Annotated in this window: 25 protein-coding genes; 20 read left to right on the forward strand and 5 right to left on the reverse strand. The window is 30.4% G+C overall.

Features of this window, described 5'->3' with window-relative positions:
• Positions 1-82: 82 nt before the first annotated feature.
• The 3 genes from METOK_RS06120 to METOK_RS06130 form a co-directional block, all read right to left on the reverse strand.
• The gene (locus METOK_RS06120; protein ID WP_013867350.1) at positions 83-907 is read right to left on the reverse strand and encodes a transketolase; all 825 of its coding nucleotides are present in this window, start codon (positions 905-907) and stop codon (positions 83-85) included.
• A 306-nt stretch (positions 908-1,213) separates the two neighbouring features.
• Positions 1,214-2,314 (reverse strand): 60S ribosomal export protein NMD3, encoded by a 1,101-nt coding sequence (locus METOK_RS06125; protein ID WP_013867351.1) that lies wholly within the window; start codon positions 2,312-2,314, stop codon positions 1,214-1,216.
• Between the two features lie 246 nt (positions 2,315-2,560).
• Positions 2,561-2,989 carry a translation initiation factor IF-2 subunit beta gene (locus tag METOK_RS06130; protein WP_013867352.1) on the reverse strand — a complete coding sequence of 143 codons (429 nt, stop codon included), beginning with the start codon at positions 2,987-2,989 and terminating at the stop codon, positions 2,561-2,563.
• 389 nt (positions 2,990-3,378) lie between these two features.
• On the opposite strand from METOK_RS06130, the gene METOK_RS06135 reads away from it, so the two are divergent.
• The 5 genes from METOK_RS06135 to METOK_RS06155 all read left to right on the forward strand — a co-directional run bounded on the left by METOK_RS06135 (position 3,379) and on the right by METOK_RS06155 (position 8,149).
• Complete coding sequence (locus METOK_RS06135; protein WP_013867353.1) at positions 3,379-3,963, forward strand: 50S ribosomal protein L15e; 585 nt, start codon at positions 3,379-3,381, stop codon at positions 3,961-3,963.
• A 280-nt stretch (positions 3,964-4,243) separates the two neighbouring features.
• Positions 4,244-6,220 (forward strand): DNA topoisomerase VI subunit B, encoded by a 1,977-nt coding sequence (locus tag METOK_RS06140; RefSeq protein WP_013867354.1) that lies wholly within the window; start codon positions 4,244-4,246, stop codon positions 6,218-6,220.
• Between the two features lie 379 nt (positions 6,221-6,599).
• On the forward strand, positions 6,600-7,418 hold the full coding sequence (rsmA, locus tag METOK_RS06145) for a 16S rRNA (adenine(1518)-N(6)/adenine(1519)-N(6))-dimethyltransferase RsmA (RefSeq protein WP_048057920.1): 819 nt from the start codon (positions 6,600-6,602) through the stop codon (positions 7,416-7,418).
• A gap of 179 nt (positions 7,419-7,597) precedes the next feature.
• The gene (locus METOK_RS06150; protein WP_013867356.1) at positions 7,598-7,843 is read left to right on the forward strand and encodes a DUF2683 family protein; all 246 of its coding nucleotides are present in this window, start codon (positions 7,598-7,600) and stop codon (positions 7,841-7,843) included.
• Positions 7,844-8,149, forward strand: a complete 306-nt coding sequence (locus METOK_RS06155) for a YafQ family addiction module toxin (RefSeq protein WP_013867357.1) — start codon at positions 7,844-7,846, stop codon at positions 8,147-8,149.
• A 115-nt stretch (positions 8,150-8,264) separates the two neighbouring features.
• Here the strand turns inward: METOK_RS06155 and lonB are convergent, their stop codons facing one another.
• Both lonB and hycI read right to left on the reverse strand, forming a co-directional pair.
• Positions 8,265-10,355: an ATP-dependent protease LonB gene (gene lonB, locus METOK_RS06160; RefSeq protein WP_048057921.1), complete on the reverse strand. Its 2,091-nt coding sequence runs from the start codon at positions 10,353-10,355 to the stop codon at positions 8,265-8,267.
• 40 nt (positions 10,356-10,395) lie between these two features.
• Positions 10,396-11,022 carry a hydrogenase maturation peptidase HycI gene (gene hycI, locus METOK_RS06165; RefSeq protein ID WP_013867359.1) on the reverse strand — a complete coding sequence of 209 codons (627 nt, stop codon included), beginning with the start codon at positions 11,020-11,022 and terminating at the stop codon, positions 10,396-10,398.
• A 311-nt stretch (positions 11,023-11,333) separates the two neighbouring features.
• Here hycI and METOK_RS06170 point away from each other — a divergent pair, with 311 nt between their 5' ends.
• The 15 genes from METOK_RS06170 to fdhF all read left to right on the forward strand — a co-directional run bounded on the left by METOK_RS06170 (position 11,334) and on the right by fdhF (position 23,797).
• A complete protein-coding gene (locus METOK_RS06170; protein WP_048057922.1) occupies positions 11,334-11,693 on the forward strand; it encodes a cation:proton antiporter subunit C in 360 nt (119 codons plus the stop codon).
• A 69-nt stretch (positions 11,694-11,762) separates the two neighbouring features.
• The gene (gene ehbF, locus METOK_RS06175; protein WP_048057923.1) at positions 11,763-13,211 is read left to right on the forward strand and encodes an energy conserving hydrogenase EhbF; all 1,449 of its coding nucleotides are present in this window, start codon (positions 11,763-11,765) and stop codon (positions 13,209-13,211) included.
• Between the two features lie 113 nt (positions 13,212-13,324).
• Positions 13,325-13,660 (forward strand): DUF7132 family protein, encoded by a 336-nt coding sequence (locus tag METOK_RS06180; protein WP_013867362.1) that lies wholly within the window; start codon positions 13,325-13,327, stop codon positions 13,658-13,660.
• A 29-nt stretch (positions 13,661-13,689) separates the two neighbouring features.
• Positions 13,690-13,998, forward strand: coding sequence for a hypothetical protein (locus tag METOK_RS06185; protein ID WP_013867363.1), 309 nt, complete (start codon positions 13,690-13,692; stop codon positions 13,996-13,998).
• A 31-nt stretch (positions 13,999-14,029) separates the two neighbouring features.
• Entirely contained in the window at positions 14,030-14,818 is a 789-nt protein-coding gene (locus METOK_RS06190) for an MnhB domain-containing protein (protein ID WP_013867364.1), read from the forward strand.
• Between the two features lie 15 nt (positions 14,819-14,833).
• The gene (locus METOK_RS06195) at positions 14,834-15,079 is read left to right on the forward strand and encodes a hypothetical protein (protein ID WP_013867365.1); all 246 of its coding nucleotides are present in this window, start codon (positions 14,834-14,836) and stop codon (positions 15,077-15,079) included.
• A gap of 75 nt (positions 15,080-15,154) precedes the next feature.
• Entirely contained in the window at positions 15,155-16,660 is a 1,506-nt protein-coding gene (locus tag METOK_RS06200; RefSeq protein WP_013867366.1) for a 4Fe-4S binding protein, read from the forward strand.
• Positions 16,661-16,737: 77 nt separating this feature from the next.
• The gene (locus tag METOK_RS06205) at positions 16,738-17,250 is read left to right on the forward strand and encodes a 4Fe-4S binding protein (protein WP_048057924.1); all 513 of its coding nucleotides are present in this window, start codon (positions 16,738-16,740) and stop codon (positions 17,248-17,250) included.
• Between the two features lie 131 nt (positions 17,251-17,381).
• Positions 17,382-17,828, forward strand: a complete 447-nt coding sequence (locus tag METOK_RS06210) for an NADH-quinone oxidoreductase subunit B family protein (RefSeq protein WP_013867368.1) — start codon at positions 17,382-17,384, stop codon at positions 17,826-17,828.
• A 28-nt stretch (positions 17,829-17,856) separates the two neighbouring features.
• Positions 17,857-18,825, forward strand: coding sequence for a respiratory chain complex I subunit 1 family protein (locus METOK_RS06215; protein ID WP_048058077.1), 969 nt, complete (start codon positions 17,857-17,859; stop codon positions 18,823-18,825).
• Positions 18,826-19,003: 178 nt separating this feature from the next.
• Positions 19,004-19,264, forward strand: coding sequence for a selenium-binding protein (locus METOK_RS06220; RefSeq protein ID WP_048057925.1), 261 nt, complete (start codon positions 19,004-19,006; stop codon positions 19,262-19,264).
• A 267-nt stretch (positions 19,265-19,531) separates the two neighbouring features.
• On the forward strand, positions 19,532-20,356 hold the full coding sequence (locus METOK_RS06225; RefSeq protein WP_048057926.1) for a formate/nitrite transporter family protein: 825 nt from the start codon (positions 19,532-19,534) through the stop codon (positions 20,354-20,356).
• Positions 20,334-20,873 carry a hypothetical protein gene (locus METOK_RS06230; protein ID WP_013867372.1) on the forward strand — a complete coding sequence of 180 codons (540 nt, stop codon included), beginning with the start codon at positions 20,334-20,336 and terminating at the stop codon, positions 20,871-20,873. The genes METOK_RS06225 and METOK_RS06230 overlap by 23 nt, the downstream gene beginning before the upstream one ends.
• Before the next feature lie 145 nt (positions 20,874-21,018).
• On the forward strand, positions 21,019-21,471 hold the full coding sequence (locus METOK_RS06235) for a beta-class carbonic anhydrase (protein WP_013867373.1): 453 nt from the start codon (positions 21,019-21,021) through the stop codon (positions 21,469-21,471).
• A gap of 292 nt (positions 21,472-21,763) precedes the next feature.
• Positions 21,764-23,797, forward strand: a complete 2,034-nt coding sequence (fdhF, locus tag METOK_RS06245) for a formate dehydrogenase subunit alpha (protein WP_083810053.1) — start codon at positions 21,764-21,766, stop codon at positions 23,795-23,797.
• The last annotated feature ends 48 nt before the right edge of the window (positions 23,798-23,845 follow it).

The following is a 23,845-nucleotide window of genomic DNA, read 5'->3' on the forward strand; positions in this document are numbered from 1 at the left end:
TATATTTTAACATTGATAACAATACATATTTAATGAAAAGGTTTTAATCAAATTTTAGCCTTAATATATAACCTTTTTTATCTTATTGAAGTTCTTTAAGAGCTATTTTTAACTCTTCCTTATTCGGAGCTTTGCCATGAAATCCAACATTATTTTCCATGAATGACACTCCCTTACCCTTGATGGTATTTGCCACAATCATTTTTGGTTTGCCATTTTTCATAGATTTTGCCTTTTCAATGGTATCAACAATTTGTTTAAAATCATGACCATCTATTTCAAATACATCCCATCCAAATGCTTTGAATTTTTCTCTTAAATCGCCTAAACACATTACATCTTCTGTGCAACCATCTATTTGAAGTTTATTTCTATCAACAATTCCTATTAAATTGTCCAATTTGTAATGAAATGCCGCCATTGCAGCTTCCCAGACTTGACCTTCCTGACACTCACCATCTCCTAAAAGAACATAAACATTATTATTTAATTTATCTATTCTACAACCCAATGCCATTCCAACAGCTACTGAAAAGCCCTGACCTAATGAACCTGTGTTTGCTTCTATTCCTGGGATTTTTATATTTGGATGCCCCTGCAACAGAGCTCCGGTTTTTCTTAATTTCCAGAGCTCATCCTTATCGAAGTATCCGAGCTCTGCAAGAACTGCATATAATGCGGGACAGCAATGTCCTTTACTTAAAACAAACCTATCCCTATCTTTTTTATTTGGATTTTTTGGGTCATGATTCATTAATTTATAATATAATGCCACAATTATATCTGTTGAAGATAATGAACCTCCGGGATGTCCAGATTCTGCCAATCCTATCATTTTTACTACATCGTATCTTATTTTTTTAGCTATTTGTTTTAAATCTTCTATTTCCTTAATGTTAATTGCCATATTTTCACCTTTATAAATTTTATAATCTTATAATATTATGTATAAATTAATATACACGTAGTATATTGCCATATTCAGTTATTATTTTAAATTAACTTTTTAAAATTTTTAATAAGTTTATATAAAATTATTATTAGAATAACTATTAACTTATGACATTATAAATTAAATTAATATAATAAATTGAATAAACTGAATAAATTAATAAAATATTATATTAAATATTACTGTAAATAAATTAGCTATAAATATAGAATTGTTAAAATCATTATTAATTAGAATATTGTAATTTAGGTTATTTTACTTTTACTTTATAACTTCTACAATATAATTTATACTTTCATTCTTAAATATTTTTAATATATTTCCTTCTTTTATATCGCTATATATATTACCGTAATTGTCATATTCATATACTTCGTAGTTTTTATCATCCATGGCAATTATCCTGTTTGGTGATGTGGAAATCACTGTGGCAGTAGGACATTCATCACCTTTTTTTAATAATTTTGTGTTTTTCTCGGCATCATTCCACTGTAATGATATCTTTTCATGCTTACCTGTTAAATTTTCTAAATATAGTTTGTTTTCATTCATTGAAACTACTTTATGCGGTTTATTTTTATATTCTACAATATCTCCTAATTTATACTCTGGAATTCTAACAACAACCGTTATTCTGTATTGATTCTTTCCAGTATCCTTTTCAACACCAACAAGTTTTGCAGTTTCATTTATCTTCCCACCATATTTAGATTTTATTGCAGAGGCTACATTTCTTGCACTGCCCATAGAACCTATTTGATAGTCCAATCCTTCTTTTTGGGGTATAAATTTGGATATAAATGCCATTCTATCTTTTTTTAATCTTTTATCTGTCTCATTTCTTACAAAGTTGTCGAGCTCCTCTCTTTCATCTTCTGTTAAAAATCTATTCATTGCCCTTACTTGTAATGTGGCTTCGTAATAATTGGACATATATCTTGAACATCTTGGACATTGAACCATTGCTAAATATACCGTTATATCTTTTTCTTCGGTTCGTTCCTCATCTTCACCTGCGAGTTTTCCTGTGGCTATTATTTTTACAGGAATTTCCACCCTTGATTTTTTACCTCCGGGAAGTTGTCTTGGTTCCTGCGGTATTATTTCAATATCCATATTTTTATGGGCAGTTTTTAAATTATCCTTTGCAGCATAATAGACTATTTCGTCAAGTATCCCATAAAGGTCCCTACCTTTTGGGTTTTGCCAAGTTCTTCTTTTATAGGAGCCACACATATGACATACTTCAACCTTTATTTCGTCTGGAATATCGAATAATGGATGGAGTTGAGCATAACATACTTTACACAATCCATCGATTAATTCATCTTCATGACCGCACCTATAACAAAATCCTTTCATAATTTCACACTCATATATTTTTCTATTATATTAATTTATTAATTTTTTAAATTATAATACTAAATAATAAAAAATAAATAAAATTTATTAAAATAAAAAATTAAAAAAGTAGGTAAAATATCGTAAAATACACATCACATATGCCATGTCTTATCAATTTAAGCATTTCAATCATTTTAATATAAATTATAAATTAATTTAGTTAATTAATATTATTAATTTAATCTTATTTTATTATTTAATAATTTAAATTAATTTGATAGGTTTCATAGCACCACATGCCATACATTTAAGGAAGTGAATCCTACCTTCTTTAACGATTTTAGTATCTGGCTTTCCACATTCTGGGCATAAAACATATTCTTCTACAAAGTTTTTAATCTTTGAATTTATCATGTAATTTCCAAATTTACCCTGAAGTATTAATCTCTGACCTTCAACATCCCCTGCTGTCCCCAGCTCCTTCATTACATATTTTGCAAAGAACTGCACATCCCTATTTATGGCTTTTGCAATATCTCTAAAGTTTTTAATTATTGTCCTGTTTCCTTCAACAAAACTTTCTGCATGTGGAATTTCAAATCTCACATCTTTAAATACTTCTTCTGGAAGTTGGCTAATAGCCCTTTTTAAAAGACCATCATAATCATAATAATTTTCACTATCTGTATTCATATATTCTCACCGAAATAATAGTATAATTTTAAAGTTATATTAATTAGTTATTATTCAGTATTATTGTTATTAATTAGTTATTAATTAATTATTATTAATTTACTTTTATAATTTTTTATATTTTTTATTTTAATTATTTTATTATTGCTGTTAATCATTGATAATAATATTAAAATATATATCTATGACTTATATATATAACTACCGTTAGATTAATATACTACTTACTACACACCATAAAAAGGTAAATATTGATATCAGTAACGGGCGATTAAACCCGTAGGGTATGTGGCTAAAAAGCTGAACCCATAAACAGTGATAGCCAGTGATGTAATTATAATAGAGCTAAAAATAAATAAAAGCAAAAAAAGTAAAAATAGGAGATAAACATGAGTATGTATAAATATGTTAGAGATGCTTGGAAAACTCCAAAGGAAACCTATGTAAAAGAATTATTATGGTCAAGAATGCAGGATTGGAGAGAAGAACCTGCTGTTGTAAGAATTGAAAAACCTACAAGAATAGATAGAGCTAGAAATTTAGGATACAAGGCAAAACAGGGAATTATTGTAGTTAGAGTTAAGGTAAGAAGAGGAGGTTTAAGAAAACCTAGGCCAAAACACTCCAAAAAACCTGCTACAATGGGTGTCAAAAAAATTACAATGGCTAAATCAATCCAAAGAATAGCCGAAGAAAGAGCCTCAAAGAAATATCCCAACATGGAAGTTTTAAACTCCTACTGGGTAGGCGAAGACGGAAAAAGAAAATGGTATGAAGTTATATTAATTGACCCTAACCATCCATCAATTAAAAATGACCCAAACTATAACTGGATATGCTCAGGAACACATAGAGGTAGAGCATTTAGAGGATTAACCTCAGCAGGTAAAAAAGGAAGAGGATTAAGAAACAAAGGTAAAGGCGCTGAGAAAGTAAGACCTAGTATAAGAGCTAATAAAAAATTAGGAAAATAAGTTATATGTAACTTTTTATTCACTTTTTTAATTTTTAAATTGTCTATATTATCATTTATTTTAATTATTTATTTATTTTTTTATTATTTTATTTTAATTATTTTGTTATTTGCAGATTTATTTTTTATAGTATAATTTAAATATATGTTAAATTATATATTCATTTAAAATTTTTATAAATATTTATATTTGCAATATATATGATTTTTATAGTTTAATTTTATGATTATATACATAAATTATGCGTTTTTTATTATTTTAATTTAGCATTGGTGAAAAAATGGCTGAAAGCGATGTCATATTTGATGAATTTAAAGAACATTCAATTTCTGAATTTTTTAGAAAAAACAGGCACATGCTTGGATACAGTGGTAAATTAAGAAGCATGACTACAATTATCCATGAGCTCGTAACAAACTCATTGGATGCCTGTGAAGAAGCAGAAATTTTACCAGATATTGACATAGAAATCAAAAAACTTGGAGCAGACCATTATAAAGTAGTTGTTGAAGATAATGGTCCAGGGATTCCTCCTGAATTTGTTCCAAAGGTCTTTGGTAAGATGCTTGCAGGTTCAAAGATGCACAGGCTTGTTCAATCCCGAGGTCAGCAGGGAATTGGTGCAGCAGGGGTTCTTTTGTTTGCACAGATAACAACAGGAAAACCTTTAAAGATTACCACTTCAACAGGAAACGGAGAAATACATACAATGGAAATAAAGATGAGTATTGAAAAAAATGAAGGGGATGTAGTTTCTCATGAAGTAAGGAGTGGTTTTTGGAGGGGAACAAAAGTTGAAGGAGAATTTAAGGAAGTTACATACAATAGAAGAGAGCAGGGACCTTTTGAATATCTAAGGAGAATAAGCTTATCCACACCTCATGCTAAAATAACCCTTAAAGACCCCGAGGAAACTGTGGTTTTTGATAGAACAGTTGAGGATATTCCTGAGAGACCGGAAGAAATGAAACCTCATCCTTATGGTTTAACTCCAGATGAGCTCCTATACATATCGAGAAAAACTGAATCTATAAAAATTTCAAGCATGCTCACAAGTGAATTATCGAGGATGACTTCAAAAAGAATCAAGGAGCTTCAAGAATACATTTTGAGAGATAAACTGCTTGAAAATTATAGGGATAGCACATTTTGGGATATTGTAGTGGATTGTTATTTAAATGTAAAAATTAATGATTATATTGAAAAATATGCTAAATATGTGGATAAAAAGGAAATCTCAGATGTTAAAGAGATTATAAACACACTTCCAGATAGTTTATCAGAATTAAAGATTTATTATTTAAAATACTTGATAATGGATTATTTAATTGAGAAATTAGATGAAGAAACCATCAATGAGATTAAGAAGCACTTTAAAAAGAAACCTGAAAATTTCATCGAATTTGCAGAGAAAAATTATTTAAATGCTTCATTAATGGATGAATTCAACAGAAAACTTAGAACTATTACAAAAAGTCCAAAAGAATTTGTAGATTCATTGGTAAATATGGCAATGGTGTCAGAGGCTGAGCTCGAAAGATTCAAAAATGAAGTAAAGAATCTCCTAAAAAAGAATCCAAGGGATATGAATTGGAACGATGCAGAGCTCATTGTTAGAGTGATTCAAGACATGGATTTTATGGCACCATCAACAGCAGGTTTAAGACCTATTGGTGAAGAAAATATTCAGAAATCCTTAAAAACCCTAAATCCAGAATTTGTTAAAACTATTACAAGAAGACCAAAAACCTATAAAGGAGGTATTCCCTTTGCAGTAGAAGCTGGGCTTGCATACGGTGGAGATGCAGGTAGGATATCTGATAATACGCGAAAAATGGAAATAATGAGATTTGCAAATCATGTGCCATTGTTGTTTGATACCTCAGGATGCGGTATAACAAATGCTGTGAAAAGTATAAATTGGAGAAGATATGGACTTAGAAGTGATGAAGATGTTCCATTGACGGTATTTGTAAATTTAATCTCCACGCATATACCATATACATCGGCTGGAAAGCAAGCTGTGGCATGCAGTAGCGAAGAGAATGAAGAAATATTTAATGAAATAAGGCAGGCATTAATGATATGTGCAAGAGGACTTGAAAAACACATATCGAAAATAAGAAGAGAAAAGGAAGAAGAACAGAAAAAGAAATATGTTTTGAAATATGCTGTCATATTTGCAGAGGGGCTTGCCAATATAACAAATAAACCTAAGGAACTGATTGAAGAAAGGATTATTGAGTTATTAAGATAATAAGATAAATATAAGTTCTGTAATTTTATCTTTTTAGAATAATAATTTTTAATTTTAATTTTATTATTTATTTTATTATTGTTTTATTTTTATTTATCATAAGTTTATTTATTTTATTTATTAATTAACTTAATATTTTTATTTTTAGTGAGATTATGAAACAGAATAAGAAATTAGGACAGTGCTTTTATAAGCAACCTTTAAAAAAGGTTGCTATCCAAAGTCCAAAACTCGCTATCGCTCGTTTTGGAACCTAGATGTGAGATTATGAAACAGAATAAGAAATTAGGACAGTGCTTTTATAAGCAACCTTTAAAAAAGGTTGCTATCCAAAGTCCAAAACTCGCTATCGCTCGTTTTGGAACCTAGATGTGAGATTATGAAACAGAATAAGAAATTAGGGCAATGTTTTTTAAAAGATAAAAATATCGTAAAAAAAGCAGTAAATGCTGCCGACATAAATAAAAACGACATAGTCTTAGAAATCGGTCTTGGTAAAGGAATATTAACAAAAGAATTGGCAAAAAATGCAAAAAAGGTATATGTTATAGAATTAGATATGCGATTAGAACCTTTTGCAGAAGAGGTAATTGCCGAATATCCAAATGTCGAGATAATTTGGAATGATGCATTAAAGGTTAATTTGGATGAATTAAATTTTAACAAAATCGTGGCAAATCTTCCCTATCAAATATCCTCTCCAATTACATTTAAATTTCTAAAAAAAGATTTTGATGTTGCAGTTTTGATGTATCAATATGAATTTGCTAAAAGAATGATAGCTAAGGAAGGGACAAAGGAATACGGAAGATTGAGCGTTTCTGTGCAGTATTATGCAAATGTGCAATTTGTATGTAAGGTTTCACCATCTGCATTTTCACCAAAACCAAAGGTAGATTCTGCAATTGTTAAAATTACCAAAAAAGAACCCAATGAACTTTATTATTTAGAAGATAAGGAGTTTTTTGAAAATGTTGTCAGAGCTCTGTTTCAGCATAAAAATAAAACTGCCAAAAAGGCACTTATAAACTCATGCCATGAGATGGGTTTGAATCGTGATGAAATTAAAAATATGATAGATACCTTAAATAACTTAAATTTATCAAAATTTGATTTAAACGAGAGAGTTTTCACATTAAATATTGAAAAAATAGTGGAATTAAGCAATATGCTTTACAGGATAAAAAATAAATTATAATCAACGCTATGTTTTTTATATCTTAGTCATTTAGATAATAATATTTATCATTTTATCGGAGCTCCGATAGATTACTTAATTATTTTTTTTGCATCATAAATAATTTTTTTATGGCATATCCTAAAATATATATACTATTAATACCATATTAATAATGTATAAATAAAATGGTGGTATCAGTGGTTAAAGCAATAGTGAATATTTCAGATGAAAACAACCAAATAATTAACATTATAAAGGCAAAATATAATCTTAAAGACAAAAGTGAAGCTATAAATAAGATAATAGAAGAATATACGGAATTATTATTAGAACCTGAGTTAAAACCTGATTATGTTGAGAAGATAAAGAAAATTATGAAAAACGAAACACCTATCCATATAGGCTCTGTTAAAGAATTAAATAAAAGATATTTAGGTGAATAAATGTATGATATTGAAATTATGCCTTCATTGGATAGAGCTATTACAAAATTATCCAAAAAAGATAGAAAAAAAGTAGAAATTATTTTGAAAAAAATTAGTGAAATAGCTAAAAATCCACATCACTATAAAAATTTAAGAAAGCCCATGGAAGATTTTAAAAGAGTTCATATTGATAAAAGTTTTGTTTTAATATTCACCGTAGATGATAATGAAAAGAAGGTTATATTTGTGGATTTTGCACATCATGATGAGATATACACCAATAAAAGATTATTAAAAGTAATAGAAAAATTACGAAAAGATTAATTTTTTATTTTTATCGGAGCTCTGATACTCCGATAAATAACATAACTAAATAATTATTATCCAATATAACATGAGCATAATTAAAAAACTAAAATTTAATAGGTATTATTATGTATTAATTACTTTTTAAAGACGTATTTTCAAATACAAGGGGGATTATTTCTTCCAAGGTTTTAGCAGGAATTATCGTTATTCCCTCCGAATCTATTACATCAATCATATTGGATTCTGGGATAATTACCCTTTTAAATCCATATTCTTTTGCAGCATTTATCTTTTCATTTACTCCGCCTATGGCAAGTATATTACCGTTTAAATCAAGGCTTCCCGTTATTGCAAAATCCTGCTTTAATGGAATTTTTAGAAGGGATGAAATTATACTTAGGCAAACTGCCGCAGTTGCACTGTCACCATCGATTTTTGAATAGGATTGACTGAATTGTATATATATTTCTTTCGAGTTTAAATCAATTTCTTCCTCAGATTTTAAAGGTAATTTACCCTCGGATACATATTTTTTAGATAATGCTGATGCCAAAGTAATACTATGTTTTGCAAGGTCTCCGGTAATGTTTAATAGATGAGTTCCTGGATTTTTTGAATCAACTATTTGGGTAATTATCTTTGTTACATCGCCTATACCATCAGAACCAAGCACTGCTAAACCGTATATAACACCAACCTTTGGACTATCATTTGGGACGATATTTTTGTATCGTTTAAAGTTTCTCAGGTAGTCAATGGCAACCTGTTTTGTCATGCTGTATATACCAGTATTTACAACAGACAGCACATGCTCCCTATCGATATAAATTTTTTCTTTTTCTTTTATTTCTTTTTTAGAATATTTAGTTTTATCTGTTGCTGTTATTCCTGTTTTTTCTTTTTCCTCTTTATTCTCTTTATCTTTTTCTGTTATTTTGTTTAATACGCCCATAATGCTTTTTAATTTATCTTTATCAACATTTACTGGTAGTGTTTCTGATTTTTTAATATTTTCTTCTTCTGACATTTCATTTATTATGTCCTTTATATTTTTGCCCATTGCTATATCATTTGCCATTTTTATAATATTTGAAAGTCTTCTTAGTCTTAAAGTTAATCTATCCTTTGAACCTGCAAGCAATTGAGCTATTTTGACTATTTCACAACATGCCTCATAGGTCATTGGATGTAAATTGTTATTTCTTATCTCCTGAATTATGAACTGTAATAATTTGTCCCTATTTTCCTGGGTATTTTCCATCTTATTTTTGAGAACAATTTTATAGTCAATTCTATCAAGTAGCGGAGCTCTTAAATTATTTACATCATCCATGTTTCCAGACATTATCAATGTGAAATCACAAGGTATGGGATTTGTCTCAACAGTAGCCCCACTTGAATTTGGATTTCTACCGCTTATTGCAAGGCATTTGTCCTGCAATGCAGTTAATATATAATCCTGAACTTCTGGAGGCATGGTTTTTATCTCATCCACATATAAGATACCTTTATGGGCTTCATGTATTGCCCCAAGAATTATTCTCTTATGAGGTGGGGTTCCAAGAGGTGGCTTACCTCCGAGAGGGCAGTGTTTAACATCCCCTAACAATTTGGTTACATTATATGCACTGGCTCTTACGAGAGGTCTTTTTTTACATTCGTAAAGCACCACGGGTTTTAAATCCATAGGACTAACAGCATTTGACATAGAACCTTTTGTAGCTCCAAATACTGTTAAGAAAATAATTACAAATGCCAAGGCAAATGCCACAATTGAAACAGTAGCTATTATTCCAAGAACTTTTGAATCTGGAAGTCCTTTCATTAAATATGAGGTAATTGCAGTGAATGCAATCATAAATATTAATATTGTTAATATACTTGGTGGTTGCCTAACCATGCTTGGTTTTATAATTTCGACTTTTTCTTCATAATGACCTTCAACTAACTCTACAATAGGTTTTTCAGGATTTTTTAAATTGGGTTTTGCCAATATGGTGTATGGTTTAAAGTCTGTGCTGGATTTTTCTATGAGCTCACCTACTGCTTTAACCATCATGGATTTCCCTACACCGGGGTCTCCTAAGAGTAAGGCATGTCTTTTATTTTTAACCGCACTTAATACAATATTAAGAGCCTCATCCTGACCTATTATTTGGTCTATTAGTCGTGGTGAAGGCTCTGGCAGTTCATCCGTTGTTTTAAATTTAATGGAAAACATATATTCACCTTTTAAGATATTATTTTTCATTTTTTATTTATTAATTATTTCTCATTATTTTCATTTTTAAAAAAGAATCCAATAAATTAATAAGCATTTCTGTAAATTTTAAATTTTTTTCATAAATTTTTTTTGATAATGATTTTCCAAAATCTATTTGTTCTGGTTCAATACCTATTATTAGTATTTCTGTATCTATATAATATGACAGGTATTTAACTATTACGCTCATAGGTAATGAGTGCGTGGAAAATCCAATTTCTGATATATCTTCACTATTTACAATATTTAATGTTCCTGGCGACTTCCCCATAAGTGCAGCGTCAATTATAAGTATTTTGTCAGGTTTTTCCTGTTTTAAAACATCCGTAAAATTTTCTGGAACCACCCCGCAATTTAGAAGTATAATTTTATCTCTTATGTTATTTACTTCGTTGTTAAGGTCTAAATTATATTTGTTTTTATAATGTTTTACCAAATTTTCAATCAATAATACTCCAAAGCCATCATCCCCTTTCATAGTATTTCCAATACCCATTATAGCTATTTTTTTACAGTCTTTTAAATATTCCTCTAAAATTGGTTTTATATCCAAAGTTCTCACCTTAAATAATAATTTTATATAAAACTTCTTAAGTTTTTTCACTTTTTTATTATTTTCTACCATAATATTTATATATTTTAAAAAATATTTATCATTATAATTAATGACAAATTATTTATAGCTTCGCATTATTATATTAATATATCACCTATCGTAATACTATACCATAGTTTTATCATAGAGTATTACTTATTATTTTGCTACATTATATATTATTACAATATGCTACTATATGGCATTAATACTACATATTGCTATAATTACCACATTATTTCCATATTATTACATATTTACCTCATATCATTATATTATTACATAGCTCTAATTATTAAATTATAATTAAAATTAATGATTTTTCCTTTTTGGTGATGAATATGGATTTACAACTTGCCTCATTTATAGCTGCTGGGATTTTAGCTGTTGTAGGATTATATGGTGTCTTCTTTGTAGATAATGTTTTAAAAAAAATCATAGCCCTGTCTGCACTTGGAAATGGGGTAAATTTAACTCTTATTGCTATTGGATACAAGGTCGGTGGAATTGTTCCTATTAAAATGCCCAATATGGAATTTACATTGTTTGCTACAAAAACAGTTTATCCCCTACCTCAGGCACTTGTATTAACAAATATTGTTATTGAAGCTTCAATGCTCGCTATAATGCTTGCACTCTCCATAGTATTTTATAAAAAATATAAAACACTTAAATCCTCGATTATATTGAAGGAAGATTAAATTTATTACAATATAATTGTTAAATAATTATTAAAATTAATTTATTATTAAAATAATATGGTGAAAATAATGAATCTACTGCCATTAATTGTAGTGTTTCCATTAATCATGGCTATAATATTTAATTACATTTATAAAAGTAAAGTAATTAGGATTTTAGCATTATTAATGGCATTATCCCTTATGGTGCTCCCATTCTTGGGAAGTTATGGAGCATACTTCTTCGGAGCTCATGGTGTAGAAGGTGGTTTAGTCTCAGGGATAGCATATATATTTAATTCTGCAAAGCAGTTAATGATTTTTATATTGATGTTAATAGGTTCATTGGTGCTTATTACTGGAATGGGTGAAAAAAAATTAAACGGATTATTTGTAGCACTTATATTAATGGGACTTGCAAGCGTTTCAGCGGTAATTTTGGCAGATGACCTTTTTAACATATATGTATTTTACGAGATTGTGGCAATAGTTCAGACTGGATTGGTGTTGGCATCTGGAACAGAAAATGCCTACAAAGCAGGATTTAGATATATGTTAGTAGGTAATATGGCAGGTTCGTTGTTATTGTTGGGAATAGCCTTTTTAATGTCTGCAACAGGAACTCTCAATATAAGCGATATGCACAATTACCTTGCAAATAATCCTGCAACACCCACCATATACGGCGGATTATTGATGTTAATTATAGGTTTATGTTATGGTAGTGGTCTTCCACCATTCCACACAGTTAAAGCGGATGTATATGCCAGAGCAAAACCATTTGTAGCTTCAATGTTGCAAACCTATTCAAAATTTATTCTTGTAGCAATAATGCTTGTAATTTTAAAGTTATTTGGTGGATTATCCTACTTCAATGCATCTCATGGCGTATTGATAGCATTATCTGTATTTGGAATGGTATTTGGTGTTGTAATGGCATTGTTGCAAAGCGATTATAAAAAACTTCTTTCATATCACGCCATAAGTCAGGTCGGTTATGTTGCAGCAGGACTTGCCATTGGAACGCCATTGGGTATTATAGCGGGGGTATTCCACGCAATAAACAATGCTCTATTTAAAAGTGCATTATTTTTAGGAGCTCATATTGTAAGTAAAAAAGGTTCATCAAATTTAACAAAACTTGGGGGTCTTTTACCTGTTATGCCAGCAGTAGCGTTTATGATATTGTGTGCAAAACTTGCAATAAGTGGAGTTCCGCCATTTAATGGATTTCAAAGTAAATTATTGCTCGCAGAAGCGGCTATGAATGTAAATATGCCAGAACTTGCAGTTATAATGATATTGGTAAGTATAGGGACATTTGTTTCAATGATGAAAGCATTTTACTTAATATTCTTAAAACCTTGCAGTGAAGAAAGGATTGAAGAATATAAAAATACAAAGGTATCCAAATATTCTATATTCTCCTTGGCTATATTGACGATATTGTGTATCTTATTAGGTGTTTATCCAGATATTGTAATAAATAACATAGCTCCTTATGCAAATGAACTCGGAAAATCTTGGATATTAAAGTAAAAAATAATAAAAAATTAAATTAAAGTTAAAATAAAAAAATATTATAAAAATAATAAATTAAAATAATAAAATAAAACGAAGAGTAAAAAATGGAAAAATAAAAGGGGATAATTATGAAAACTTTGGAGTCAAAAAGCCTTGAACTTAAAAAGGTAATAACAAAATCTGGTGCCGAGCTCTATGTAATTGAACTTTCAGATAATCATTTCTTTATTGAGCAGAATCCACTGAAAAAATCAAAATATGGCGTAGCATATAGTAAATTAAAGGAAAAATATCCTGAATATTATATGTTTTGGGAGATTAAAAATAACAAATATACTGGAAAATTATTAACCGGAGCTCTTCTTAAAAAGGAAGATATCGACCCATTTATTACTGAAATCTTAAATGATGAGGAATATAAGGAATATGAGGATGTAAAAGAAAATATTGAAGATTATAGGTAATAATATGCAATATAACTAATGGTGGTTTTATGGAATACGATAAATTTCAGAAGGAAATGGAAAAAGAAGGACATGGAGATGGAATATCCGTTGGTGCAGGGCTAACAGGTGAATCCATATTATATGGTTTTTTGATTATGTCTGTTTTGCTGTTATTTAGGGTATTCAGCGATATATTATTTGCAATTATGGGGGTTTCAGTAATTGGATTAATGCTTTCAGTTATGCCAGTATTGTTTAAATTCAATGAAGAAAATTCAAATCATATAAACATGCAGTTATTCTGGATATCCATATTTGTAGGTATTTTATCCGTTGTGGTATACTTTGCTAAGTAATAATAAATATTATTAATATTTTGGTGATACAATGCCTGAATCTAACAATAGCAGGGAAATTGCAGTTTCATTGTCTTTTATGTTCTTCGGTGCAGCCATACTTTATTCTGTTTATAATATAAATGTAGTTGAAGGTGTAAATGCCATTTATACCCACAATTATATTATACCTAATTTTGTAAGTGCAGTTTTATTCGATTGGAGAGGATTTGATACACTTGGAGAATGTTTGATATTGATTAATTCAGTTCTTGTTACAGGAATGGTATTTGGAAGAGGATTATTTAATTCTGAGTTTCTTAAAGAGGTTTATGGAATAAATAAAAATACTACCAATAATAACATTAAAAATGGCGATATGGGTGGATTTACGCCTATAATTAAAGTTTTAGCAATGCCTATGAGTGCAATATTGATGGTTCTTGGAATAGTGGTAATACTTGGAGGACATATTACGCCTGGTGGTGGTTTCCAGGGAGGTTCATTGATAGCAGGTGCTTATATATTGGCAATTGTTTCATTTGGATTAAAAAATTGCCCTGTTAATTTCAGCCATAAATTTTTGGAAACTCTTGAAAGTTTCGGAGCTCTGTTATTTTTATTATTTGGAGTATTGGGCATGGTATTTTCAGGATATTACTTGCTTAATATACACACATTATTTGGAATAAGCATATTTCCTTCGCCATTAGGACTTGAACATGCTGGGATAATACCATATCTAAACATAGTAGTAGGTTTAAAGGTATTGGCTGGATTATCCACAATTACCACATTATTGGCAGGTGAAAAAATCATCATGAAAAATATTGCGGATTAATTAAATGGTGATATTATGATAAACTATGGCTTGATTACAGTAAATACCATGTTTTTGCCGATTATAGGCATGCTTGTGGGTCTTGTGCTGGGAATAAGGGTAAATGCAAAATTAAATATATGGTTTTATTTGATTGTAGGGGTATTCATAGCATACCTATTAGGAGCTCTACCTTATTACAAATTTCCTATGTCTTATTCGTTTATACTGTCATTGATAGGATTGCTAATTGGAAATATAATAAACAGGATATTGAAGTAAAAAGGATATAAAAATCTTAATTATAAACATAAAATTAAAAATTAAAAAATTAAACTGAAATAATAATGTGATATTATGATTATAACGGATATAAACAAATGTAGAGGCATTGAAAAGTGTGAAACCTGTCCATTTAAGGAAATTTCAAAATGCATGGAAGTGTGTCCTACAAACGCTATTATATTGATAGATAATAAAGCATTTTCCTGCATTACCTGCGGGACCTGTGCAAGGGAATGCCCAAACGATGCCATAAAGAAAAATGAATTTGGCGGATATTATGTGGATAGGAGAAGATGCAACGGCTGTGGAACCTGTGAAAAGGTATGTCCAATAAATATAATCAAAATGAAAAAAGTGGAAAAAACTGTAAAGAACGGTAAAAGGGCTTTTGTATATCCCGATGGAATTTGTATAATGTGCGGATTATGTGTAGAAGTTTGTCCCTATGATGCAAGAATGTATTTTGACCCGAAAGATTTGAAGGATAAAAAGAACAGAGCTCTGGCAGAGAGGTATTTAGATATATTTAATAAAGGAGGTATTAAGGAGATAGGAAGTGTAGAGCAACTAAAAGGAAAAAACGAGGAGGGTAAAAAAGAAAAATCAAAACTATCAAAACCAAAAACCGATAGGTCAGGTGTTAGAGTTTCAATAAATATAGACAGAGAAAAATGCGAAGAATGTGGAAAATGTATCTACCTATGTCCAAAAAACACGATATTAGAAAAAGAGAATGTAGATGGATGCACAAGATGTAATATTTGTGGAGATGTTTGTCCAAAGGATGCCATAAACTGTGGTGAAGTGAAAAATGAAAAATGTATATTGTGCGGAAACTGTATTGAAAAATGCCCAAAGGATGCCCTGCAAATATCAAACTTTAAGGTAGTTAAAATTAAAGAAGATAAAAAGACCATACCATTAAAACACTGTATAAATTGCGGTTTATGTGCTGATAACTGCCCAGCTGGTGCTTTAAAGATTGAAGATAACAAGGTGCTTTATGACCCGAGCTCCTGTAAATTGTGCAATACCTGCGTAAATATATGTCCTCAAGGGGTTAGAATCAATAAAGGAAAATTTATAGATGGTGGATGTGTTTTATGTGGTATATGTGAAAATAACTGCCCAAATAAAGCCATATCTATAAAAGAAATCAAAAAATTCGATGTAATTAGGGATGATAACTGTATAGGATGTGGAACCTGTTCAAATGTATGTCCAAACGATGCCATTACAGTAAAAATTATAAAATTCAAAAATGAAATCTGTAAATCCATCAAAAGAGAAGTTATATTTAATGAAAACTGTGTAATGTGTGAAAATTGTGCCATACACTGTCCAAGGGATGTAATTCCAAATATCACAGGATATAAAAAGATTGTCGATAAAAATAACTCATTTATAAGAACAGACTTTGATTTCTGCGTGCAGTGTGGATTATGCAATAAAATCTGTCCAAATAATGCAGTAGATAAGGGTAAATTTGACTTGGATAAATGCGAATTTTGTTCAGCATGTGCAAATATATGCCCTACACATGCCATTACAATATATAGAACATGGATTGAAAAATAAAATAAATTATTATTAAAAAATAAAAATAAAATAATAGTACTAAAAAAATGGATAAAATTTCCTCTAAGGTGCATATTATGAGCAATCCATCCTTTAAAAATCTTGCAAAAATATTCATTTCTGGATTTTATGAAAATCTTGAACGGATAATCTTTGGAACGGATAGATATACTTCTATGGAGATGAGAAATAATATACTTTCAGGGGTAAAGCTTCCAAGGAGTGTGTTTAATGAGCTCTGCATTGGATGTGGAGGATGTGCAAATGCCTGTCCAACTGGATGTATTGAGATGGTAAAAATCGAACCTGTGAAAATAACTGAAAATTACACAAAAGAGTATATTCCAGTAATAAACTCAGAAAAATGTGTTTATTGTTTATACTGTCATGATTTTTGCCCTGTATTTTCTATATTTAATGAAATATCTCCTATTCATCCAAGGCATGTTGGTGATGAATATATTGAAGTTGATTTAACTAAAATGTTTGAAAAACCTGTGGATATTCCAAAAGAACAGTTAAAAAAGATAGCCAATATCCTTTCAATAAATCTCTCAAAAATGGTTAAAGAAGAAAAGAAAAATGAATAATCCAAAAATGAAATAATAAATAAATAATAAAATAAAAAATAATAATAAAATAAGATAAAAATTAAAAAAGCAATAAAAAGTAAAAGTAATAAAAGAAAAAGAAAAAGGAAAAAAAAGAAAAAGGTGAATACATGGTTAAAAAACATGCAAGAAAAAAATGTATTCATATCATGGTGGCATATACGGGGGGATGCAATGGTTGCGATATCGAGGTTGTGAATTGTGTTTTATCTCCATTTTATGACGCTGAGCAATACAATGTTCTTTTAACATGGAATCCAAGAGAAGCCGATATATTGGTTGTAAGTGGATGTGTTACAAAGGTAATGACTGAACCACTTAAAAAGATATATGAGGCTATACCTGAACCTAAGGCAGTAGTCGCAGTAGGATGCTGTGCATTGATGGGCGGAGTATATGGAAATATAGGTGGAGATTTGGGAACTTCCGATTGGATAGATGGTCCTGTTGAAAATATTATTCCAGTAGATGTTAAAGTTCCAGGATGTCCTCCAAGACCTGAGGATGTTATACAGGGTATCGTGCAGGCACTTCCAAAGGTTATAAATGGAGATTAAATAAATGAGGTGTATTTTTATGTATGCAATGATTGAAGAGATACTCTCAATATTGGGCGTTCCGTTGATAGCATTTGGAGTATCCACATGGATTCCAGGCATTAATAGAAAAATCCAAGCGAGAATTCAGCAGAGAATAGGACCTTCAATATTAACGCCGGGTTTTTGGGCGTTATTTAAGTTTTTAGCAAAAAAAACAAAAGAACCATATAGCACAATGCCAAAATTATACAAATTTCTTCCCATAGTGAGCTTTATAGCTATATGGTTAATTCTTGCATCTACCTCAATTACAGAGGTTAAGGCTGTATCTAACTTAATTTTTATAGTAGGGCTTTTGAAAATAGAGGAGATGGATTATGTAATCATGGGTTCCCTTGCGAGCTCGGTTATGGGAGTAAGGATGCCTTATGTTGATGAATGTAAAGGCAGTAATTTTTTAAATACTCTTAAAATGTCCCTTGAACAATTAGGGGCTGTTAGGGCTTTTAAAATGATTACAATAGGTTCATTTCCATTTTATACTGCCATGTTCATTCCATTTATAGCTCATAAAAGCATATATTTGGATAGCATAGTTGGAAATAATTTTTTATTTACAATAGGCGGGATATTTGGGGCAATAGCATATTTTATAGGTTATCTCGTATTAACAAATGATTATCCATTTGCCATTATGCATACAAAGGCTGATGTTATTGAAGGTCCAACCTTGGAATATTCTGGAAAATACAGGGCAATATATTTATCTGTAAAGGAGCTCCTAATGATAACACTTGGAAGTTTATTTGCAACACTTTATCTCGGCATTGCACCAGAGATATCTAACCCAATAACAATTGTTGAGAATTTTGCAGTGGCATTGATATTCCCCATACTGAGCTCGGTTGTTAGTGCATATTCACCAGTCTTAACATATAGGCAATTATACCCTATTTCGTTATATACTACAATAATAGCATTTATAGGGCTTATTTTTGCATTATTGGGGCTCTAACAAAATTAGTTAAGTTTATTTATTTTATTTTAAATTAATATTTTTTATTTTATATTGAGTTAATTTTATAATTATTATTGAATAAATGAAAGATACATATCAAAAATTATATATATTGGAAAGAACAATATAATTATGTGGATTGTGGGGTGTGGTATTCACAAGCAGAGGTGTTTGCATGAAATTGGATTCATTTATAATTACAACTACAAATACCATACCTGGGATAGAGCTATATTATTTAGGTATAGTTTCAGAGTCTGTTGAAGGCTATAATATGGATAAATTGTTAAACCTAATGAAAGAAAAAGCAAAATCTATGAAAGCCATAGCCATAATAGGATTTAAAACAACTGCGGTATATGATGGAAATAATGTAAAATTAATAGGATATGGAACTGCTGTTAAAGATGTTGAAGGTCAATGGGCTGTTTATTAAAAAATATAAGTTTTTATTATTTTTTTATTTATTTATTATTTTTATTTTTAACTTTAATATGTTAGAAACATTCTTATGTTGGTAATTAATTTTAATTTCTTTTTTGTTTATTGATTAATGCTTTTAAATTGCCAATTTTTTAAAATAACTAGTATATATAGTTTTTGAAATGATTTAAACCAAAAATTATATAATAGATGACTTCCATATATGTGGTTAGCACCCCACAAGACCACAATAAACAAAAACCGGAAAGGAGGTAATATTATGGATTTTAACCCACCTGATAAAACTGTTGAATTAGCAGGAAATGTAGGAGGATATAAAGGGAAATTAGGAGCTAATCAATTATTTATAAGAGGAATTATGGGGGGAGCCTACATCGCAATAGGTGCGGGGCTTTGCACGGTGTGTGTTACGGGTGTATCTCAATATCTCGGAGCAGGTATCGCAAAATTTATAGGTGCAGCAGTATTCCCTGTTGGGCTTATATTAATTATATTAACCGGTATGGAGCTGGTTACAGGAGACATGATGTTATTACCTATTGCAATGTTCCAAAAAAAAGCGTCATTTTCCCAACTTTTAAAGGTTTGGTTTTGGGTATATATTGGAAATCTTATAGGTTCTTTGATATATGCTGCAATAATGGTATATGGACCATTAAGGTCATTCAATAGCAAAACTGGAGAATGGGCTGTTAATTCATTTGGTCAAACTGCGATACATATAGCAGAAGCAAAAGTTTTACCCTACATGGCAGGAGGAGCTCTTGGATGGCTGTCCTGTCTTGTAAAAGGTATAGGATGTAATTGGCTTGTTAATCTTGCAGTTATCGGTTCTTTGACTGCAACAAGCGTATTGGGTAAATTCTTTATGATATGGTTCCCAATAATGGCGTTTGTAGCATCTGGATTCGAGCACTGTGTTGCAAACATGTATTTCATCCCTGCTGGAATGATGCTTGGTGCAAATGTATCTATATCGGGATGGTGGCTATGGAACGAGTTGCCCGCCACAATAGGAAATATTATAGGAGCAGTAATATTTGTAGCGATGGTGTATCAGTATGCATATGGTAAAAAAATTTAATTTAAATAATATTTTAAGGCATGCTAAAACCATGCCTTCTGCCACATTATCTCTGATAATCTGGTCTGCAATAGCAATATGGGCCACAATAATGTCCAAAAATATATGGATATTAGTGTGTTCCATACCATTTATAATAGCACTTACCTTAATTCCTTTAAAAATTTCAAGCATGAATTATGATATCTCCCAGGAATTGCTTCCAAAGTATGAAAATACCCTTTCCACAACTAAAATAGGAAATATTACAAAAGAGATGTTAAATCAAAAGGTTAAAGTTGAAGGAACTGTGGAAAAAATAATTTATGGCATTTCTCCAAAACCCACCATTAAAATTAGAGACGATACCGGAGAGATATACACACTTCTCATTGTTCCACTTCCTGAGGGTGTAAAAAAAGGGGATAAAATAGCTCTATACGGGATTGTATCAAAACATTATAAATACTTTGGATTTATGGGAATACCAAAATTGTGGAAACCAAAAATTTTTGGAATTGGTGTTGATAAACTCTAATGTTATTATATACTGTAATTTTATATTATATTTATATTTTGATACTTGGATTTATGCAATGTTGGAGGAATAGAATAGGAGCTCTACATATATCATAATATAATATAAATACAGTAAAAAACGTCGAAATATTGGAGGTCATAATTTGAGCGATAATGCCAAGCCTAGGAAAAAACTTGCAATTGTTAGCTGCATGGATACCAGATTGGTTAATTTCCTATCTGAAAGACTTGGAATAGGTCCCGGAGATGCCAAAGTGATTAAAAATGCTGGAAATATAATAACCGATGATACGCTGAGGTCACTTGTAGTTGCAATATATTTACTTGATGTAAATAAAATCATGATTGTAGGACATACAGACTGTGGAATGAAATCAGTGGATATTGAGGATATTAAAAATAAAATGATTGAGAGAGGGGCAAATCCATATTTTACTCCAAATTTAGAACAGTGGATAGGTAAAATTGATTCTGAGGAGGACAATGTTATTAAGGGAACAGATTTAATAAAAAACCATCCTGCAATTCCAAAAGATATCGAGGTTAAAGGATACATATTAGATATTGTTACTGGAAATCTAAAACAGTTATGCTAAATAATTAAGTATATTTAAATGTGGATGAAGCTATATGCCGACACATGCCCATGAGTCACCATATTAACATTTTTCTTTAAAATATACTTTTTACATTTTAATATTTAAGTATTATGATTATTATAATTTATAATAAATTATCATTTAATTAGGCACCCTGTTATCTACGAACCATTGGAGTAGATAATCGAAAAAAGACCAAAAAGTTTCCCAAAATGAAAAATAAATGATTAATAGATATAATTAATAATTAATAATTTATGGCAAATTTAACTTAAAAAAGGTGAATAATATGACCAGATTAAAAATGGTCCATACAATATGTCCATATTGTGGATGTGGATGTGGAATAGATTTAGTCGTAAAAGATGATAAAATCGTTGGGACTCATCCATTTAAGAGACATCCTATAAATGAAGGAAAGGTATGTATTAAAGGTAATTATAGTTATGAATTTGTCCATAGCGATGAGAGGTTAAAAAAACCACTAATTAAAAAAGATGGAAAATTTGTTGAATCCACTTGGGAAGAAGCTCTAAATTTAATTGCAAGTAAATTAAAGGAATATGCCCCTGATGAAATGGGCTTTTTCTCATCTGCAAGATGCACAAATGAAGACAATTATGTATTCCAAAAATTTGTGAGAGCGGTAATGAAAACCAATAATATAGACCATTGTGCGAGAATTTGACACTCTGCTACTGTTGCAGGTCTTGGGGAAGCTTTTGGGTCTGGTGCCATGACAAACTCAATTGAAGACATTGAAGAGGCAAATTGCATACTTATTATAGGTTCTAACACATTTGAACAGCATCCTTTAATTGCAAGAAGGGTTATTAGAGCAAAAGAAAATGGGGCTAAAATTATAGTTATTGACCCTAGAAAAACAATGACTGCAAACCAGGCAGATATATATCTGCAAATAACCCCTGGAACTAATGTTGCTCTAATAAATGCTTTAATGAATGTAATCATAAATAATAATTTAGTAAATAAAGATTTTGTAAAAAACAGAACAAAAGGATTTGAAGAGTTAAAAAAGACTGTGGAAAAATACACCCCAGAATACGCCTCAAAGATTTGCGAGGTTTCACCAGAATTAATAGAAGAAGCAGCAAAATTATATGCGAGCTCTGAAAAATCATCACTATTATACTGTATGGGAGTTACTCAATTTACACACGGTGTGGATAATGTTAAAAGTTGCTGTAATTTAGCACTAATAACCGGAAATATCGGAAAGAGAGGGACAGGAGTTAATCCATTAAGGGGACAAAACAATGTTCAAGGAGCATGTGATATGGGAGCTCTGCCTGATGTATATCCTGGTTATCAAAAAGTACATATCCCTGAAATATACAACAAATTTGAGGAGCTCTGGGACACAGAGTTAAATCATGAAAAAGGTTTAACTATTCCAGAAATGCTTGAAAAAGCTGGAGAAAGTATAAAATGTTTATATATTATGGGTGAAAACCCTATGGTTTCTGACCCTGATATACACCATGTAGAACATGCATTAAAATCCCTCGATTTCCTTGTAGTTCAGGATATATTTTTAACTGAAACAGCTCAACTGGCTGATGTTGTATTGCCATCTGCATGTTGGGCTGAAAAAGACGGAACATTTACAAATACTGCAAGAAAAGTTCAGCTTATAAGAAAAGCTGTAAATCCACCAGGAGAGGCACTTGAAGACTGGGTTATTATAAAAAAACTTGCTGAAAAAATGGGATATGGAAACATGTTCAATTACAATTCAGCACTTGACATATTTGAAGAAATTAGGAAAGTCACGCCTCAGTATTCAGGAATTACCTATAAAAAATTAGGTATAAATGGAATACCATGGCCATGTAAATCAGAAGATAGTTATGGAACCCCAGTATTACATGCTGAAAAATTCCTTACACCAGATGGATTAGGAAATCTATTTGCTATTGAATATGGAGAACCCGCAGAACTTCCAGATGAGGAATATCCATTGATGCTAACTACTGGAAGGGTGATATTCCATTATCACACGGGAACAATGACAAGAAAATGTAAGCACATAATATCTGAAATAAACGAAGGATTTATAGAGATACATCCAGAGGATGCCAAAAAATTAAATATTAAGGATAAAGAATTGGTAAAGGTTTCATCAAGAAGAGGGGATGTAAAAGTTAGGGCAAAAATCACTGAGAATATTAAAAAAGGAGTAGTGTTTATGCCATTCCATTTTGCAGAAAGTGCTGCAAATGTGCTTACAAATCCTGCATTTGACCCGTATTGTAAAATACCAGAATTTAAGGTATGTGCAGTAAAAATTGATAAATTATAATTATTATAATTTTTTTATATTTTATATTTATTTTAATTTATATTATAT

Source organism: Methanothermococcus okinawensis IH1, from assembly GCF_000179575.2.
GTDB classification, from domain to species: domain Archaea; phylum AGJL01; class Methanococci; order Methanococcales; family Methanococcaceae; genus Methanofervidicoccus; species Methanofervidicoccus okinawensis.

Excerpts from the sequence above, each read along its gene's own strand:
- ehbF (WP_048057923.1), top strand. The coding sequence starts at position 11,763 with ATGAATCTACTGCCATTAATTGTAGTGTTTCCATTAATCATGGCTATA.
- METOK_RS06130 (WP_013867352.1), bottom strand. The coding sequence starts at position 2,989 with ATGAATACAGATAGTGAAAATTATTATGATTATGATGGTCTTTTAAAA.
- METOK_RS06215 (WP_048058077.1), top strand. The coding sequence starts at position 17,857 with ATGATTGAAGAGATACTCTCAATATTGGGCGTTCCGTTGATAGCATTT.
- METOK_RS06155 (WP_013867357.1), top strand. The coding sequence starts at position 7,844 with ATGTATGATATTGAAATTATGCCTTCATTGGATAGAGCTATTACAAAA.
- METOK_RS06185 (WP_013867363.1), top strand. The coding sequence starts at position 13,690 with ATGGAATACGATAAATTTCAGAAGGAAATGGAAAAAGAAGGACATGGA.
- METOK_RS06120 (WP_013867350.1), bottom strand. The coding sequence starts at position 907 with ATGGCAATTAACATTAAGGAAATAGAAGATTTAAAACAAATAGCTAAA.
- METOK_RS06225 (WP_048057926.1), top strand. The coding sequence starts at position 19,532 with ATGGATTTTAACCCACCTGATAAAACTGTTGAATTAGCAGGAAATGTA.
- rsmA (WP_048057920.1), top strand. The coding sequence starts at position 6,600 with ATGAAACAGAATAAGAAATTAGGGCAATGTTTTTTAAAAGATAAAAAT.
- METOK_RS06125 (WP_013867351.1), bottom strand. The coding sequence starts at position 2,314 with ATGAAAGGATTTTGTTATAGGTGCGGTCATGAAGATGAATTAATCGAT.
- METOK_RS06140 (WP_013867354.1), top strand. The coding sequence starts at position 4,244 with ATGGCTGAAAGCGATGTCATATTTGATGAATTTAAAGAACATTCAATT.
- hycI (WP_013867359.1), bottom strand. The coding sequence starts at position 11,022 with ATGGTAGAAAATAATAAAAAAGTGAAAAAACTTAAGAAGTTTTATATA.
- METOK_RS06200 (WP_013867366.1), top strand. The coding sequence starts at position 15,155 with ATGATTATAACGGATATAAACAAATGTAGAGGCATTGAAAAGTGTGAA.
- lonB (WP_048057921.1), bottom strand. The coding sequence starts at position 10,355 with ATGTTTTCCATTAAATTTAAAACAACGGATGAACTGCCAGAGCCTTCA.
- METOK_RS06220 (WP_048057925.1), top strand. The coding sequence starts at position 19,004 with ATGAAATTGGATTCATTTATAATTACAACTACAAATACCATACCTGGG.
- METOK_RS06190 (WP_013867364.1), top strand. The coding sequence starts at position 14,030 with ATGCCTGAATCTAACAATAGCAGGGAAATTGCAGTTTCATTGTCTTTT.
- METOK_RS06210 (WP_013867368.1), top strand. The coding sequence starts at position 17,382 with ATGGTTAAAAAACATGCAAGAAAAAAATGTATTCATATCATGGTGGCA.
- METOK_RS06205 (WP_048057924.1), top strand. The coding sequence starts at position 16,738 with ATGAGCAATCCATCCTTTAAAAATCTTGCAAAAATATTCATTTCTGGA.
- METOK_RS06170 (WP_048057922.1), top strand. The coding sequence starts at position 11,334 with ATGGATTTACAACTTGCCTCATTTATAGCTGCTGGGATTTTAGCTGTT.
- METOK_RS06195 (WP_013867365.1), top strand. The coding sequence starts at position 14,834 with ATGATAAACTATGGCTTGATTACAGTAAATACCATGTTTTTGCCGATT.
- METOK_RS06230 (WP_013867372.1), top strand. The coding sequence starts at position 20,334 with ATGCATATGGTAAAAAAATTTAATTTAAATAATATTTTAAGGCATGCT.
- METOK_RS06135 (WP_013867353.1), top strand. The coding sequence starts at position 3,379 with ATGAGTATGTATAAATATGTTAGAGATGCTTGGAAAACTCCAAAGGAA.
- METOK_RS06180 (WP_013867362.1), top strand. The coding sequence starts at position 13,325 with ATGAAAACTTTGGAGTCAAAAAGCCTTGAACTTAAAAAGGTAATAACA.